This is a genomic window from Parajatrophihabitans canadensis, from assembly GCF_053764775.1.
In genome coordinates this window covers 1,674,861-1,690,187 of record NZ_CM132445.1, presented here as the reverse complement: position 1 = coordinate 1,690,187, position 15,327 = coordinate 1,674,861, and the positions used below count along the sequence as shown (strand labels likewise).

15 protein-coding genes are annotated in these 15,327 nt (G+C 63.0%); 8 read left to right on the top strand and 7 right to left on the bottom strand.

Translation table 11 applies throughout. The features are described 5' to 3' along the window. Positions 1 to 63: 63 nt before the first annotated feature. The 5 genes from ACSMXN_RS08150 to ACSMXN_RS08130 all read right to left on the bottom strand — a co-directional run bounded on the left by ACSMXN_RS08150 (position 64) and on the right by ACSMXN_RS08130 (position 4,347). Positions 64 to 231, bottom strand: coding sequence for a hypothetical protein (locus ACSMXN_RS08150; protein WP_155958202.1), 168 nt, complete (start codon positions 229 to 231; stop codon positions 64 to 66). Positions 232 to 701: 470 nt separating this feature from the next. Then, complete coding sequence (locus ACSMXN_RS08145) at positions 702 to 1,868, bottom strand: thiolase family protein (protein ID WP_027138941.1); 1,167 nt, start codon at positions 1,866 to 1,868, stop codon at positions 702 to 704. A gap of 142 nt (positions 1,869 to 2,010) precedes the next feature. Beyond that, entirely contained in the window at positions 2,011 to 2,415 is a 405-nt protein-coding gene (locus ACSMXN_RS08140) for a Zn-ribbon domain-containing OB-fold protein (RefSeq protein WP_022911348.1), read from the bottom strand. A gap of 79 nt (positions 2,416 to 2,494) precedes the next feature. Then, complete coding sequence (locus tag ACSMXN_RS08135) at positions 2,495 to 3,229, bottom strand: hypothetical protein (protein ID WP_155958201.1); 735 nt, start codon at positions 3,227 to 3,229, stop codon at positions 2,495 to 2,497. 110 nt (positions 3,230 to 3,339) lie between these two features. Next, positions 3,340 to 4,347: a YihY/virulence factor BrkB family protein gene (locus ACSMXN_RS08130; protein ID WP_022911346.1), complete on the bottom strand. Its 1,008-nt coding sequence runs from the start codon at positions 4,345 to 4,347 to the stop codon at positions 3,340 to 3,342. Positions 4,348 to 4,520: 173 nt separating this feature from the next. Here ACSMXN_RS08130 and ACSMXN_RS08125 point away from each other — a divergent pair, with 173 nt between their 5' ends. From ACSMXN_RS08125 to ACSMXN_RS08090, 8 genes are all read left to right on the top strand, one after another. Beyond that, positions 4,521 to 5,045, top strand: coding sequence for a PadR family transcriptional regulator (locus ACSMXN_RS08125; RefSeq protein WP_022911345.1), 525 nt, complete (start codon positions 4,521 to 4,523; stop codon positions 5,043 to 5,045). After that, positions 5,042 to 5,773, top strand: a complete 732-nt coding sequence (locus ACSMXN_RS08120) for an ABC transporter ATP-binding protein (protein ID WP_022911344.1) — start codon at positions 5,042 to 5,044, stop codon at positions 5,771 to 5,773. Before ACSMXN_RS08125 ends, ACSMXN_RS08120 begins: the two co-directional genes overlap by 4 nt. Next, complete coding sequence (locus tag ACSMXN_RS08115) at positions 5,770 to 8,052, top strand: FtsX-like permease family protein (RefSeq protein ID WP_022911343.1); 2,283 nt, start codon at positions 5,770 to 5,772, stop codon at positions 8,050 to 8,052. The genes ACSMXN_RS08120 and ACSMXN_RS08115 overlap by 4 nt, the downstream gene beginning before the upstream one ends. A 140-nt stretch (positions 8,053 to 8,192) precedes the next feature. Beyond that, positions 8,193 to 8,807, top strand: a complete 615-nt coding sequence (locus ACSMXN_RS08110) for a mismatch-specific DNA-glycosylase (protein ID WP_022911342.1) — start codon at positions 8,193 to 8,195, stop codon at positions 8,805 to 8,807. Positions 8,808 to 8,986: 179 nt separating this feature from the next. Then, the gene (locus tag ACSMXN_RS08105) at positions 8,987 to 10,297 is read left to right on the top strand and encodes an amidohydrolase family protein (RefSeq protein ID WP_022911341.1); all 1,311 of its coding nucleotides are present in this window, start codon (positions 8,987 to 8,989) and stop codon (positions 10,295 to 10,297) included. A gap of 176 nt (positions 10,298 to 10,473) precedes the next feature. Next, positions 10,474 to 11,733, top strand: a complete 1,260-nt coding sequence (locus ACSMXN_RS08100) for a cytochrome P450 (RefSeq protein ID WP_081648883.1) — start codon at positions 10,474 to 10,476, stop codon at positions 11,731 to 11,733. Then, a complete protein-coding gene (locus ACSMXN_RS08095) occupies positions 11,734 to 11,925 on the top strand; it encodes a ferredoxin (protein WP_022911339.1) in 192 nt (63 codons plus the stop codon). A gap of 166 nt (positions 11,926 to 12,091) precedes the next feature. Then, positions 12,092 to 12,364, top strand: coding sequence for a hypothetical protein (locus ACSMXN_RS08090; protein WP_022911338.1), 273 nt, complete (start codon positions 12,092 to 12,094; stop codon positions 12,362 to 12,364). A gap of 49 nt (positions 12,365 to 12,413) precedes the next feature. Here ACSMXN_RS08090 and ACSMXN_RS08085 read toward each other — a convergent pair whose 3' ends face one another. Both ACSMXN_RS08085 and ACSMXN_RS08080 read right to left on the bottom strand, forming a co-directional pair. Continuing rightward, positions 12,414 to 13,091: a Crp/Fnr family transcriptional regulator gene (locus ACSMXN_RS08085; protein ID WP_027138938.1), complete on the bottom strand. Its 678-nt coding sequence runs from the start codon at positions 13,089 to 13,091 to the stop codon at positions 12,414 to 12,416. 527 nt (positions 13,092 to 13,618) lie between these two features. Beyond that, positions 13,619 to 15,148 carry an aldehyde dehydrogenase family protein gene (locus tag ACSMXN_RS08080; protein WP_022911336.1) on the bottom strand — a complete coding sequence of 510 codons (1,530 nt, stop codon included), beginning with the start codon at positions 15,146 to 15,148 and terminating at the stop codon, positions 13,619 to 13,621. Positions 15,149 to 15,327 lie beyond the last annotated feature (179 nt).

Below are 15,327 nucleotides of genomic sequence, written 5' to 3'. Positions count from 1 at the left end.
CCTCCTTTCATCTCAGTCAGATTCTCGGTCTGATTCTGGTCTGCTTTGGTCGAGCCTGGCGAGCTAGCGCGTCGCGACCATCAGCGCCACGGCCGTACCGGCCCGCACAGGCTCAGGTGGCCGAGTCTCGTCAATGACGAGCGCCATCTCGTTGCAGATCGGGCACCAACTGACGCCCGCTCCGGGCACGACAGCTTCGTAGTGCCCACATTCCAATAGTTGCTTGTTCATGGTGTTACCTCCCTGTATTGAGGACTTGTAGTGATGACTTGTAGTGAGGACGGCCGCGTCGAATTCAGAGCGGCAGGAAACAGAAAAGCCGCCTCGGATCGAATCCGAAGGCGGCTGTGAAGCAGGGTTTACCTACCGCAGAGTCAACCTCGGATAGCTCGCTTCCGAGTACAGCCGCCAGGAATGACCGGCCCGCACGACAGGCGCGAGAATCGATTCAGCGCCAGGCAGGCCAGCAATGACAAAGGAGCCTGGGCAGGCGAAGATCGACGCCATGCGCGTTACGCGCTCGCCGCCATCTTGATCTCGCCGCTTCATCATCTTCGCCTTTCTATTTCAGCGCAGGGTCTTTCGGTGCTCGATCACTGTAGCGACCGAACACACGCACACCAAATGCATTTCGGGACGAGCGGCAAGGCACGAGCGAAATATCCACAGGCGTTTCGAGCCCAACCGGTTGCTCTGAAGAATCAGGAACCGCTGATCTCAGTCGACACGATCATCGCGCCGGCCTGCGGACCGTGGGCGTTGCCGATGGCTGCCACCTGCGCGTTCGGGACCTGTCGCGGCCCGCAATCACCTCGTAACTGCAGAACGGCCTCGGCCAGGTGGGCCAAACCGTGAAGCCGTCCCTCGGAAAGTTGCCCGCCGTGCGTATTCAGCGGCACCCGGCCGCCAGGATTGATCGTCTTGCCGCCATCGACCCAGTCACCGAAGCCGCCGATCTCACACATCTTCAGCGCTTCGACCCACGAGATGGTGATGTGGGTGAACCCGTCGTAGAGCTCGAGAAGGTCCACGTCGGCCGGTGTAAACGACGACCTGGCCCACAGCGTCTCACCGGCATTGATGGTGCCGCCGAACAGAAAATCGTCGGCCGTGACCCAGTCCGGGTTCCGGCCGGTGCCGTAGGCCGCAGAATCGATGTAGACGGGCTTCGTCGGGAGATCGGCCGCCCGTTCCGCCGTCGTGATGACCACCGCGCAGGCACCGTTCACGGGATAGTCACAGTCAAGCAAGTGCAATGGGTCAGCGAGCAACCGCGAGTTCAGGTAGTCATCCATCGTGATCTCGTCGCGCAGCACGGCTCGATCGTTCATCGAACCCCACTTACGCGCGTTGACCGCGATCTGACCGTAGTCTTCGATCGTGGCGCCGGCGAAGTCATGGATGCGCCGTCGCATCCGCATTCCCATCGTCGGGATAAGGCCATTCACACCGTAGATGCCGCCAGCGGCCATTCCGCCGGCGCCGGGCGTGGGCGGTGGTGGCGTGGTACTGATCTTGCCGGTGGACCCAGCCGACCGCGTGATGCCTCGATAGACGATCGCCGTCTCGCAGGCTCCACTCGCCACCGCCGAATAGGCTGACATCGCACCTGCCAAACCGGACGGCCCGCTGCCCATGATGTCCTGGAAGATGACGAGGTTGTCGATCCCTAGACCCTTCTGGACGTAGATCGCATTCGGTGCGTCGATTCCGAAGCTGTATTGGAAGATCCCGTCGATGTCCTTGCCGGTCAGCCCGGCGTCCTTCATGGCGTTGTTGGTCGCCTGCAGGGTGAGCCGCTCGGGCGCAGGATCCCCGGCGCGAGTGACTTTCGAATAGCCGACGCCGCTGATGGCAACTTTGCGCATGACCTGAAACCTCCGGGAACCTTCTGGGACTTGCAGGGACAACGAGGGTGGAGCGCGTCCGTCGAAACCGTGAACCTGATTTACGGTGGGTCTGCGATCGGGCGACTGTGACTCGCGTGAGTGTGAGTCACGCTCAGTGCGATCAGACCGGCTTGAACTGCGGCAAGACCGTGCCCTCGCCGATGTCTTCGAACGTTGCCTGGACCGGCATCCCAATTTCGACGGCTTCAGGCTTGACGTCGAGGATATTCGTGTACATCCGGATACCCGGTGCATCGTCGAGGTCGGTCAACGCGATCACGTACGGCGGAGTAAAGGCCGGGTGGAAGTTCTGATGAACGATGGCAAACGAATAAACCGTTCCACGACCGGAGACTTCGGTAAAGCCGAGGTTCTCGCTCTGACAGTTCGGGCAGAGCGCCATCGGAAAGTGGATGAAGGTCGAACAATCACCGCATTGTTGGATCACGAGCTTGTGTTGCTTGGCGCCGTCCCAGTACCCCTGCGAAATTTCGTTTACGTCAGGCTGCGGTCGCGGTGGAATCATTTCGGTATCCGGTGATGCAGACAAGCGCTTCCCCTCACCTTCATCGCTTCATTTCCCGAACGTTAACACGCACGTCCGGTCAATCCACCGGTGGAGCGGGGCAGTGCCCTGACAGCAGTTGGTCCGGCCGTCTCTCCGACGCCGAATTGCGCGGGCTACATCCAGTTTCGGTCATCGAATCTGTGACGAATCGGTAAGTGACCCAGAAGTTGTGCCCGGTTGCGAATCCCGGTGAGAAGTCACTGTTGGAGCCAACCAGATCGAGGTAGCCATCCCCGTTCAGGTCGGCCGCCGAAGGCGCGCCGGAGTCGAAGACCACATGCGTTCGTGGCGGACTCTGCAACGCACCGGATTGCAGCAACAGCATCTCGGCTACGCCCGCGTGTGCTCCGACATCGGCCAGCACCATGCAGTTCGGCAGCGGGCCGGTCGTGAGGCAGGTCAGCTGTGCTTCCCATCCAAAGCCCTGCTCAGCAACCCACCATTGCACGTGTTTCGAGTTCTTGAGCAATTCGACCACCGGTGTGCTGGCCAAGCTCGTCGGCTTCGCCGGATCCGGTTGCGCGCTTGCCCAGAGCCGAACCGCATAGCCGTCGATCAGGGCTATCGCCGGCTCCGGATGGCAGGCCCATACGGCGCACGGGACGGCTTCGGCCGGCCCGTTCGGGGCGCTATCGGTGGCCGATTTTCCCGCGGACTGACTGGCCGGTGCGTCAGAACGTGCCGACGGCCGGCTCGCCTTCGGCGCACAACCGCCCAGGAGCAGCAGGCACACGACAACACAAAGTCCCGCGGAGGACATTGTGGTGGTCACCTTCATGCCGCACCTCTTTGTGCAACCGAACTTGCCTCCTCCAGCATGCACACGTTGGCCCTGCACAGACCACGATCGCTGGGATCAAGTCGATAACGAAAGTCGACGGGCTATCGCTTGTCTGAGTCCGGATCCTCGCTGGATACTCCCGTCGGTGGTGGCTGGTCGAACTGGACGTCGACGTCCTGGAACCCCTTCATGCGCTGCGCTTCGGCCTGATTGGTATAGGCCCTGCGGTCGCCTGCAGTCAGCGTCACGTTGTCGGTAAACGGCGTCAGCAACGACCGTGGGTGCAGTCGATCAACCCGAACCACGTTTATCTCAGTGCAGATGACGACGAGCACGGCGCTCAGATACAGGAAAGCGAGCAGACCAATGACGAAGGCGAAAACTCCGTTCGTCGCACTCGCGTTCTTGACCACGTGAGCGACGTAGACGACACCGAAGCTCTGCAGCAGCTGCCACAGCACGGCGGCCAACAAAGCTCCCGGGGCCACATCCGCAATCGACAGGTCACGCGCGGTCGCCACGCGGAAAACGAAGACGAACACCGCCGCATTCAGTAGGACCGAAGCAGCGAGCACCAGAATTCTCACTAGAAGATCATCAACGCCCGCCCCGCTACCGCCGATGGTCGACAGCGCGGTAGTGGCGATCACCGTCAAACCGCCTACCGCCAGCAGCAACAGGCTGAGTCCACGCGCCTTGAACGGGTTGGGCCGATTGTTGCGTGGCACCCGCCACGCGGTGTTCATGGCGTATTGCGTCGCCTGCGCCACTCCCAGCCCACCGTAGATCGATCCCAGGATTCCCACGACGAGTCCTACCGCTCCACCCCCTATTTGCTTGGGATCGTCCAGCTGGCTGCCGACCACCGGAAACTGGTGCAGCGCGGAATTCAAGACTTGCTGTTGTAGGTGTGGATTTCCCGCAAGTACAAATCCCAAGATCGTCGAGAAGAGCAGCAAAAGCGGAAACAGCGATACGAATGCGTAGTAGGCAATCAGTGCCGAGAGATAGGCGCCGGTGTCGTCGGTGTACTTGTAGAGGACGGCCAAGGGGAACGACGCCGAGGGATGCCGTCGTTGAAAACTGTCCAGCCGCGCGACGATGCCCACGAGATCAGTCCATCACACGCCCGCAACCCAGTCCCCGCTCTGATTTCGGGTAGCGCCCGCAGGCAAGAATCCTTCACAAGAATCCTTCAATCGCCGATCTCCCGCTAGGCGGAGCGTGGGTGAATCGTGAGATTACGTACTGCAGGTATACACGTAGTGTAGAGTCCCGGAGTATGACCGTTCCGCTGACTCTTCTGGGGCTGCTCGAACGAGAGCCCAGCCATGGGTATGACCTCAAGCGCGACTACGACATTCTCTTCGGTCGGGGCAAGCCGTTGCCCTTCGGCCAGGTCTACGCCACTCTGGCGCGACTGGCCCGTGACGGAAAGGTGATTGCGGCTGAGACCGAGCCGGGCGCCGGCCCTGACCGCAAGCGGTACGTGATCACCGAGCAGGGGGTCAGCGATATCGAGACCTGGCTGGCCGAACCGGTACCTGCTGAACCACATTTGCAGACCGTGCTGTTCGTCAAGGTCGTTCTCGCGCTGATGTCGGGACGCTCAGCCGAGCAGTATCTCGACACTCAACGGGCCGCGCACATGCAGCGGATGCGCGAACTGACCGAACTGCGCCGTAGCAGCAGTCTGGTTGATGCATTGTTGGCCGATCACGGCCTGTTCCATCTGGAAGCGGACTTGCGGTGGATCGATCTGACCGCGGCCCGGTTGGACGCGCTGGCGAAAGAGATTCAGCCATGAGCGCCGCGCTGTTCCCTGACGACCCGAACCAGCCGAGCTCGTCGACGATCGTCCCGGTGTTACAGGCTCACGATGTCCGGTTGTCATTCGGACAGACGCCTGCGCTACGCGGCGCCAAAGTGTCAGTGGCCCGAGGTGAGATTTTGGCGGTTATGGGCCCGAGCGGGTCAGGCAAGTCGACGCTGCTCCATTGCCTGGCCGGCATCCTGACCCCCGACGGAGGCGAGATTCACTTTTCCGGGCAGCGGATCGACACGATGAACGAGCAGCAGCGCAGCGCCTTGCGCCGCGATCGCTTCGGGTTCGTCTTTCAGTTCGGGCAGCTCGTTCCAGAACTCACCGCCGAGGAGAATGTCGCGCTGCCGCTGCTGCTTTCCGGTAAGCGCCGAGTGGAGGCGTTGGGTGAGGCGCGAGGCTGGTTCGATCGCCTTGACCTGGACGGACTGCAGCGACGTCGATCCGGGGAACTGTCCGGCGGGCAGGCCCAGCGAGTGGCGTTGGCGCGCGGTCTGGTCGCTCGTCCGGAGGTGCTGTTCGCCGATGAGCCGACCGGCTCGCTCGATTCGCTCACCGGCGAGCAGGTAATGCAGCTATTGGTCGACGCGGCGCGCGACCAGGGCAGCACGGTCGTCCTCGTCACGCACGATCCGCGGGTCGCTGCCTACGCCGATCGCGAGATCATCGTCCGCGACGGCAAGGTGACGACGCTGGCAGGAGTCGGCGGATGATCCGTCTCGGGCTGCGCCTCACGCTCGCGGGCGGACGTGAGGCGATGACCCGGCTGACCCTGATCGCGATCGCGGTGGCCATCGGGACCGCGCTGCTGCTCACCACGCTGGCCGGCATCAACGCGGTCAATGCCCAGAACGCCCGCTACGCGTGGCTGGAGACCGGTTACACCGGACCGGCCGCACCGGCAAGCGTTGCGGCCGCGGCTGATCCCCTGTGGTGGTCCTTGCAAGCCGACTACTACGACGGCGAGGAGATTGGACGGGTCGACCTGGCCGCTACCGGGCCCGATTCGCCGGTGCCGCCAGGCATCCCCAAGCTGCCAGGCCCGGGACAGTACTACGCCTCGCCAGCGCTGGCGAAACTACTGCGTGACGTCCCGCACGAGCAACTACGCGACCGGTTTCCAGGCGCCCAGATCGGCGTTATCGGCGCGGCCGCACTGCCATCGCCGACTTCGTTGATCATCATCATTGGGCGAAGCGTCGCTGACGTCTCCGAGCTGGGCCATGCCGATCAGGTCAGCAACATCAGTACTACGGTTCCGAGCAGCTGCGCTGACGGATGTGCAGTCGGGGTTGGCATCGACAACCGGGGCATCACGCTGATCCTGGGGGTCGTGGCCGCCGCCTTGCTGTTCCCGGTGCTGATCTTCATCGCCGGCGCGACCCGGCTGTCGGCCGCCCGGCGTGAGCAACGCTTCGCGGCAATGCGCCTGATCGGAGCGACACCCCGCCAGATCTCGGTGATCTCTACCGTCGAATCCAGCCTCGCCGCGATCGGCGGCGTCGCCCTTGGCTTCGGCCTGTTCTTCGCAATGCGACCACTGCTGGCGAAGATCCCGTTCACCGGCGATCCCTTCTACCCGAGCGACCTGTCGCTGAGCTTGCCGGACACTCTTCTGGTCGTGCTCGGCGTACCGCTCGCAGCGGCGGTCGCCGCGAGAGTGGCCTTGCGCCGAGTGAACATCTCCCCGCTCGGCGTGAGCCGGCGCGTGACACCCGGAGCACCCCGCGCCTGGCGACTCATTCCACTACTAGCCGGCATTATCGAACTCGGTTACCTTGCCTACTTCAGCAACATCCGTGACAGCACGAACAGCAATCTGCAAGCCCTGGTGTATCTGATCGGAGTCTTTTCGATCATGATCGGGCTGGTCATCGCCGGGCCGTGGCTGACGATGCTTGGCGCCCGACTGATCGCCCGCCGCGCCCGTCGGCCTGCCAGCCTCATCGCCGCCAGGCGCCTCGCCGACAATCCGCAGGCCAGCTTCCGCGCAGTCAGCGGACTCGTCCTCGCCGTCTTCGTCGGCACGTGTGCCCTTGGCATCATCACCACGATCGCGGCATACAACGGCGGTACGGGCGCAACAGGCTCAGGCGCTGCCGCCTCTGCCGGCACCCTGATCGAGGACTTCGACGGCCACCCGCAGGCCAGCCGGATGACGGCGTTCCCGCCGGCCACCCTGGCCGCGCTCAGCTCGATCCCCGGCGTCACTGGTGTGGCCACTATCCGTTCCGAACCGATTGCCGACCCGGGGGCGGGACCCTCGGCGGGGCCACCGCCGCCGAGTTTCGCGTCATGCGCCCAGCTCGACGCGATCCCCTCGCTAGGGCACTGCCCGCACGGCGCCACCACCGTCTTGATCGCGCCTCACTTCGGAGGTGCGGTCATCGACAAGACCTCGATGGCCGACTCCACCTGGCCCGCCGCGGACATATCGAGCGAACAACTGCGAAGCTTGCCGATCATCACGATTGCGATCGGCACCGACGGCTCGACAGCGGCGATCGAACACAGCCGCACCCTTCTCGAAGCCGCGTTCCCGATGCCGTTCCCACCGCTGACACTTGGCGAGTACAAGGCGAACAACGACAGCCAGATGAACAGCTACCGGCAACTGGCGAACGTCGTCCTGCTGACGAGCCTGCCGATCGCCGGCTGCAGCCTGGCCGTCAGCGTGGCAGGCGGATTGGCCGAACGCAAACGCCCCTTCAGCCTGCTCCGTCTTACCGGTACCCCGCTGAGCATGCTGCGCCGGGTGATCACCCTGGAGGCCGCAGTCCCGCTACTGATCACCGCCCTCGTCTCCGCGGGCGCCGGCCTGATCGCCGCTCATCTCTTCGTCCGCGCGCAACTCGCCGAGACGCTACAACCGCCCAGCGCCGCGTACTACCTGCTTGTCATCGCCGGGCTGCTCGCCTCACTGGCCGTGATCGCGTCCACTTTGCCGTTGCTCAAACGGATGACGGGCCCTGAAACCGCGCGCAACGACTGACGCGGCCCTCTTTGGCAGTCTGGCCTCGACACCGGTGGCGAGGCCTCGAACAGGCACGCCGGAGCTACTAGGATCTGGCTGAAATACCGTTCTTGGAGACTTCTTCGGAACATCTTTGCGGAACTCTTGTGAGGGCGTACGTGCGATTCACGCGGGGTGAGCTCGAGACCTATCGCGGTGGCACGCTGCCCGACCTTCTGGGGCCGAATGTGCGGCTGCTGTTCGTCGGCATCAACCCCGGCTTGTGGACCATCGCCACCCAGAGCCATTTCGGCCGTCGGGGGAATCGGTTCTATCCGGCTCTCTACCGCGCAGGAATCACCGACCACATCATCGACGCCTCGTCCGGCTTCATCGCAGCGGACCTAGCGCACCTGCACGATCGCGGAATCGGCATCACCAGCCTGGTAGCACAGGCCACCGCGCGAGCAGACGAGATCGAACCTGCCGCTCTGGTTGCCGGCGCCAAGGCATTGGCAGCGCGGGTGGCAGCCATCGAGCCGCCCGTTGTCGCAATCCTCGGGATCAGCGCCTACCGCATTGCCTTCAACGAGCGCCGTGCAGCCGTGGGACGGCAAGCCGCCGATCTGGGACGATCGCAGCTCTGGGTCGTCCCCAATCCAAGCGGCCTGAATGCCCATGCCACGGTGACCAGTCTGGCCGAGGCCTACCGGGAAGTCGCGATCGCGGCGGGGATCGCGGTCTACCCCCAGCCGGATGTGACCGGGCGAGCATCGACGTCGCGGGAACGGTGAGCATTGGTTCACCGTCGATGAAGGCCGATTTATCGATCTGAATTGCACCATATATTCACTGGTGACTGTGCCGTGTGAAACTGGTAGTTTTCAAAGTGAATGACCCAGGCTCCAAACGACCAAAGGCTGTATTGCAGTCGCGGGCACCAGGCCCACGAGCGTTTATCCAGGAGTAGCCCATGCGTATGGAAGATCTGACACTTGTCAGCGTTGATGACCACATCGTCGAGCCGCCGTCCATGACTGAGTTCATTCAGGATCACGTTCCGGCGAAGTTCAAGGACCGGGCGCCGAAGGTAATTCGTCGTGATGACGGCACCGACGCGTGGGTTATCGAAGGCCAGGAGATCCGGACGTTCGGCTTGAACGCCGTCGCGGGTCGGCCAAAGGAAGACTGGGGCCACGATCCGGACACCTTCGAGGAAGTCCGCCTCGGCGCCTACGACGTGCACGATCGGGTGCGTGACATGAACGCCAACGGCGTCCTGGCGAGCCTGAACTTCTCTTCGTGGCCCGGCTTGGGCGGCCAGTTCTTCGTGACCAACTCCGACGACGAGTTCTCTGCCGCGATCTTGCGTGCCTACAACGACTGGCACATCGACGAGTGGTGCGGCTCCTACCCCGGCCGGTTCATTCCGTTGGCCCTGTCGGGCTTCGCGGTCGGCCCGGAGTTCATGGCTGAAGAGATCCGCCGGGTCGCCGAAAAGGGTTGTCGCGCGGTCTCCTTCCACCCCGAACCGCACCGCTTCAATGGCATGCCCGACATCCACGGCGACGAGTGGGACCCGGCCTACCAGGCGTGCGCGGACTCCGACGTAGCGATGGTCTTCCACTTCGGTGCACAACCGAACTTCATGCCGCGCAGCCCGTTCGACGTCATGATCCACACCATGCCGTTCGCCACGGGAATCTTCGCCAGCGAACTGCTCTGGTCACCGATCTTGCGCAAGTTCCCCACCCTGCGTTTCTCGCTGGCCGAGGCCGGTATCGGCTGGGTCCCGTACTGGCTCGAGCGCGCCGACATCACCTACCAGAAACACCACGCGTGGACCGGTCAGGACTTCGGCGACATGCTGCCCAGCCAGGTATTCAAGGAACGCGTTCTCACCTGCTTCATCGAAGACACGGTCGGTCTGGCGATCCGCGACCGGATCGGTGTCGAGAACATCGCGTGGGAATGCGACTACCCGCACTCAGACGCCACCTGGCCCCAGTCGCCAGAGATTCTGATGAAGTCCCTCGAAGAGGTGGGCGTGCCCGACAACGAGATCGAAATGATGACCTGGCAGAACGCCTGCAAGTTCTACCGCTTCGATCCCTTCCAGTACATCCCGCGCGAGCAGGCCACGGTCGGCGCACTTCGTGCACTTGCGACCGATGTCGACGTCACGCCGCATTCGCTCGAACCCGACGAGAACCGTGTCGGCATTCTCGAGAAGATGCAAGCAATGCAGCACGCCCGCACCGCCGGCATCACCGAAGAGAAGTAGTCCTTCAGCGACTAAAGCGAGGACGTGCAGAACGGCCAAGGGGCTTCATTACCGCGGTAGCGATACCGCAAACCCCTTGGCCGTTCTGATACCGGGCCGCGAGGCACGCAGGAGCTCACCCGGCCAGAAGTACCACTCCCCCTTTCTCAGATGCTCGTACTAGCGAAGGCTGACTGATGGCAGGCATGGATTCGACTCTGCAGACAAGCTCGATCGACCCGGCCCGGCAGGCTCACCTGCGGGAGTTGGCCCACGAACGAGCGGTCAATCCGCGTGAGTACTTCGCGCGGCTCCGGTCTGAGACCGAGATCGATTTCAACGAGGGAATCGATGGCGTCGTTCAAGCCCTACGCCGTGAGGATGTCGAACGAGTACTGCGTGACACCGATTCTTTCTCGAACGTCATGGCAATCATGGGCAGTACCGAGCCGGTCATACCGCTCGGCGTCGATCCGCCCCTGCACTCGGAATACCGACGCCTGCTCGACCCGCTGTTCTCACCCAGACGGATGGCGGCCTTGGAACCGACCGTGGTTGCCCACGTCAACCAGATCATCGACTCGTTTATCGACAAGGGCGAATGCGACTTCGGCGCTGAGATGGCGGTGCCGCTACCGTGCTCGACCTTCCTGAGCCTGCTCGGCTTGCCACAAGAGGAGCTGCTCGATCTGGTTCGCTGGAAAGACATCATGATCCGGCCAGAAACGATCGCCGGCAGCGTCGAGGCCGGGCAGAAGCTGCAGGCAGAGACCGCGGTGCTCATCTATCAACGATTCGGCGCTGAGATGGCGGTGCGGCGCGAGTCTCCACGCGATGACCTCATCTCATTCCTTCTCACCGCAGAGGTCGAAGGCGGGCGCAGGCTGGACGACGGCGAGATCCTCAGAACGCTGTTCCTGCTACTCGCCGCCGGACTTGACACGGTCACCGTCTCGCTGGAATGCATCATCAACTATCTGCTTGAGCATCCGCAAGATCATCAGATGCTGGTGGACGATCCAGCCACCTTGGACGCCCTGATCGAGGAAGTACTGCGCTGGGAATCACCAGTGCAGGGTGGACAGCCTCGACGGGCTACTCGCGACACCGAGCTGGCAGGTTGCCCGATCGCGGCCGGCACGCTGGTGGCGCCGTTGATCTCGGCGGCCAACGTCGACCCCGACGTACCCGGCGCATTGACCCTGGACGTTCGAAGCGGCGACAAAAGGCATCTCGCCTTCGGAGGCGGCCCGCACCGCTGCCTTGGCTCCCACCTGGCGCGCATGGAACTGCGAGCGGTCATCAGGGAATGGCACCGCCGCATACCCGAATACCGCCTGAAGCCAGGCGTAACCGTAACGTGGAACGGCACAGCGCTGCGCGGAATCGACTATCTACCCCTGGAATGGGACGTAGCGACCACCCGTAGCGCCGGCACAACCAGCACAGGGGAATAGATGAAGCTGTCGATCGACGCCGAACTCTGCCAAGGTCACGGACGCTGTTACGAGCTCGCACCCGAGCTGTTCACCGACGACGAACGCGGCCGTGGCTGGGTGACGAATGCCGAGCCTGACGAGTCGTTGCGGGAACAGGCAACAGCCGCAGTCAACGCATGCCCGGAACGGGCGATCTCGATTAGCGACTGAAGTCTTTCCCTCCAGCGACTGCAATTGCCGCGGCCGCAACGAACGAAGCTAACAAGCCGATCTCAAGGTCTGTTGCTGCGTGCGAAAAGGGCGTAGCTTGCCGTGTAGTCCAATGCGGGGGCAGGCACGATCGTAGCTGGATGCCCTCGTCCGGGAGGAGGCTTGCATGGTAGATACGGAACTGGTCGTCTTATCCGAAACCATTCAGAGCGTCGTTCGCTACCTTCTCTGGTTGGGCGTCGGCGCACTGACAGTCGCGGGTCTGTGCCAGTGCGGGTGCTACGGCTTGTACGGGACGAGCGGTTTTGGCCACGTTCGGTCCGGGGGGTACCGGGAACGGACGCATCGCCGACAAGAGGCGAAACGAGGCATCGCGGAGATCGAGAGCTTTCTCAACAGCTATCCGTCCGAGCCGAACCCAAAGCCTCCCGCTGAGTAACCCCGTGCAACGGCTAACCCGCGTAACGGCCGCGGTCGGCGGTTGGCTGTCATGAGTCAGCTCCACTTCGGCTTCGCAGCCTAAGCTTTTCACGATCAAGGATCAGAGTCGTCTTGCTCTCGTGGTGTAACCACCCTCGCTTGCCGAAGTCTGCCAGTGCCCTGTTGACGGGTTCACGCGTCGCACCGACCAGGTCGCCAATTTCCTGCTGCGAAAGGCCATGGGCAACTCGAAGATGATCGCCTTCGGGTACTCCGAATCGATCCGCCAGTTGAAGCAAGGCACCTGCTACCCGGCCTGGCACGTCAACGAAGTAGAGGTCGGCCATCATTGAATCCCGGCGGCGCAGTCTTCGGGCAACCGCCTGCAGCAGAAGTAATCGGGCCTCAGGTCGGCTGCCGATCCACTTGTACAGTGCTTCCTTCGGCAGCCGCGCCACCCTCGCGTCGGAGATCATCGTCGCCTTCATCGCACGCGGGCCCGGGTCCAACACCGACATCTCCCCGAACTGCTCTCCTGGTCCAACAACTTCGACCAACAACTCGCGGCCGCTCGCCGAATTCATGGCCAGTTTCACCTTGCCAGAGATGAGGACGTACAGCGCGTCACTCGGCTCGCCTTGTCGAAATAGCACCGCGTGCCGAGGGATATCGATCAAGTCGAATTGGCGTACCAGCAGATCTACATCGCCGGGCTCGACACCCTGAAATAGCGCCGTACGCAGCAAGACGTCGTCCCTGACGCCCGATGTCGGTCCAACACCGTGCTGTCCGGTTTCGGCGCAGGCTCTAGCCGCCACCGGTAGACCCGCCTGGGCAACGACAGATGGCACTGGCCCGTATCTGCGGCGAAGGACCTGGCGACCTCGCGCGTCGACGTCGATCTTCACGGTCTCGGCCTCCCTACCCTTTAGGTGCATCCCGTTAGGTGCATCGCATGCGGCGACATCGCACCGGGAGGTAGCCGAGACGACGAATGACGGACGGCGCAGCGAACCGGCGGGCCGTGCGCTGATACCTCCCGTAACCGCGCTGAATCTTGATTCAACTCTGGATAGTTCGCCACTATATACGAGTAGGGTCAATTCGTGAAGGCTGCAACGATGCCAGCGACATGACGCTTCGACGGTCCGCGCCAAGGGCGCAGGCAGGCGCAAAAAAACATCAACCTACCCGCATAGCGGATAGGTTGATGTCAGAGCGGAGTTTGCTCGATTGAGCCGCGGCCGTTTTCGGCCGCCTGGTTATGCGCGGGTCATGACCAGCTGATGGACTTGACCTCGGTGAAGTCCTCGACGCCGTGCCGGCCCCACTCGCGTCCTAGGCCACTTTGCTTGTAGCCCCCGAAGGCACCTTCCTGACCGATGCCCTTCGGCGTCGAACCCCAACCCGGACCCTGCCCGTTGCCCGAACCGAGCTCGCCTTGCGCGGCTTCGGCAACGCCCTGAACCGAAAGGCTGCCGGCACGAATCTGGCGCGCAACGTTGAACGCATGACCTGTGGTTGCCCCGACCACGTTGCCGCCCAGTCCGTAGATCGAGTCGTTGGCGATCCGCACGGCATCACTGTCGGCCCCTGAGTAAGGGATGACAGTCAGGACCGGGCCGAAGATCTCTTCCTGGGCAACGCGAATCGAGTTGTCTCCCACGATCACCGTCGGCTCGTAGAAGAACCCTTTCTCCTGAGAGCTTGGCTGCTTTCCGCCGGTGACAACCTCCGCGCCTTCGTCGCGTGCGGACTGAACGAGGGCGGCCACCCGAGACCGCTGCTGCTCGCGGATCAGCGGGCCCAGCGTCGTCGACGGGTCACGAGTATCGCCGATCTTCACCGCCGCCACGGCGTCCTCGATACCGCTGCGGTATGCGTCCATCAGCGCTTCGGGCATCAGGAGCCGGGTCGGAATCGCGCAGCCCTGACCGCAATGGGTCAGCACCCCACCAAAACCGATCGAGCGCACATGGTCCTCGGGTACATCGCTGAGGATGACATGAGCGCTCTTGCCGCCCAGTTCGAGCTGTACCCGCTTGATCGTGCCGGACGCCGACGCCATGATCCGCCGTCCGGTAGCGGTGGAGCCGGTGAACGTGACCATGTCCACCATCGGGTTGGAGGTCAACTCATCGCCGACATCACCCCCGCCCGTGATGACATTGAAGACGCCAGGCGGAATGTCGGCGGCTTCTGCGGCCTTGGCGATCATCAACGCGTCGAGTGGCGTCCAGGGATGGGGTTTCAGGACGACCGTACATCCGGCAGCCAGCGCGGGCGCGGACTTGACCAGGTTCAGCATGAACGGAAAGTTGAACGGCGTGATGGCGGCCACGACGCCAATCGGTTCCCGGAACAGACCTTGTCCGTTCACGCCGTTCGGTCCGCCGCTCGGCTGCCCCACGGGCTCGAACCACTCGACGCCGTGCTGGATCTGCTCGGCGTTCGAGCGGAGCATGCCGATAGCGCCAAAGCCCTGGATCATATCGGTCATAAAGCCCGTGGTGCCGGTTTCGGCAACGATCAGCTCGCGTAACTCCTCCGCGTGCGATTCCAGGTACTCCGCCATCCGGACGAGCGCTGCAGCCCGTTCGGCCGGCTTCATCCATGGCCACGGTCCCTCATCGAAAGCGCGACGCGCCGCCTCCAGCGCACGGATCGCGAGCTTCGGCGAAGCATCCGGCACCGTCCCGATCAGGTCCTCGGTGGCCGGATCGATCACCTGAATCGGTGGCAGATCGTCGGAGCCGACCCAATGACCATCAACATAGAGGTCCGAGTTCCATTGACGCGCCATGAGCACTCCTCGCAGTTCCTAGACAAGATGTTGCCGGTTGATTCCTGATAAACGGCGCGGTGCCTGCCGCAGAGAATTCTGCGCCCGATCGTCGCCGCCTGGCATCGCACTTTAACTCATAGCAGCATCTTTTTTAAGACTTGCTTTATTCGGATGAGGCGGGACTCAAGATGGACCGG

What these genes read in the sequence shown, in the direction of transcription:
- ACSMXN_RS08105 (WP_022911341.1), top strand. Translation starts at nt 8,987, where the DNA reads ATGCGTATGGAAGATCTGACACTTGTCAGCGTTGATGACCACATCGTC.
- ACSMXN_RS08080 (WP_022911336.1), bottom strand. Translation starts at nt 15,148, where the DNA reads ATGGCGCGTCAATGGAACTCGGACCTCTATGTTGATGGTCATTGGGTC.
- ACSMXN_RS08140 (WP_022911348.1), bottom strand. Translation starts at nt 2,415, where the DNA reads ATGATTCCACCGCGACCGCAGCCTGACGTAAACGAAATTTCGCAGGGG.
- ACSMXN_RS08120 (WP_022911344.1), top strand. Translation starts at nt 5,042, where the DNA reads ATGAGCGCCGCGCTGTTCCCTGACGACCCGAACCAGCCGAGCTCGTCG.
- ACSMXN_RS08125 (WP_022911345.1), top strand. Translation starts at nt 4,521, where the DNA reads ATGACCGTTCCGCTGACTCTTCTGGGGCTGCTCGAACGAGAGCCCAGC.
- ACSMXN_RS08100 (WP_081648883.1), top strand. Translation starts at nt 10,474, where the DNA reads ATGGCAGGCATGGATTCGACTCTGCAGACAAGCTCGATCGACCCGGCC.
- ACSMXN_RS08145 (WP_027138941.1), bottom strand. Translation starts at nt 1,868, where the DNA reads ATGCGCAAAGTTGCCATCAGCGGCGTCGGCTATTCGAAAGTCACTCGC.
- ACSMXN_RS08150 (WP_155958202.1), bottom strand. Translation starts at nt 231, where the DNA reads ATGAACAAGCAACTATTGGAATGTGGGCACTACGAAGCTGTCGTGCCC.
- ACSMXN_RS08115 (WP_022911343.1), top strand. Translation starts at nt 5,770, where the DNA reads ATGATCCGTCTCGGGCTGCGCCTCACGCTCGCGGGCGGACGTGAGGCG.
- ACSMXN_RS08090 (WP_022911338.1), top strand. Translation starts at nt 12,092, where the DNA reads ATGGTAGATACGGAACTGGTCGTCTTATCCGAAACCATTCAGAGCGTC.
- ACSMXN_RS08095 (WP_022911339.1), top strand. Translation starts at nt 11,734, where the DNA reads ATGAAGCTGTCGATCGACGCCGAACTCTGCCAAGGTCACGGACGCTGT.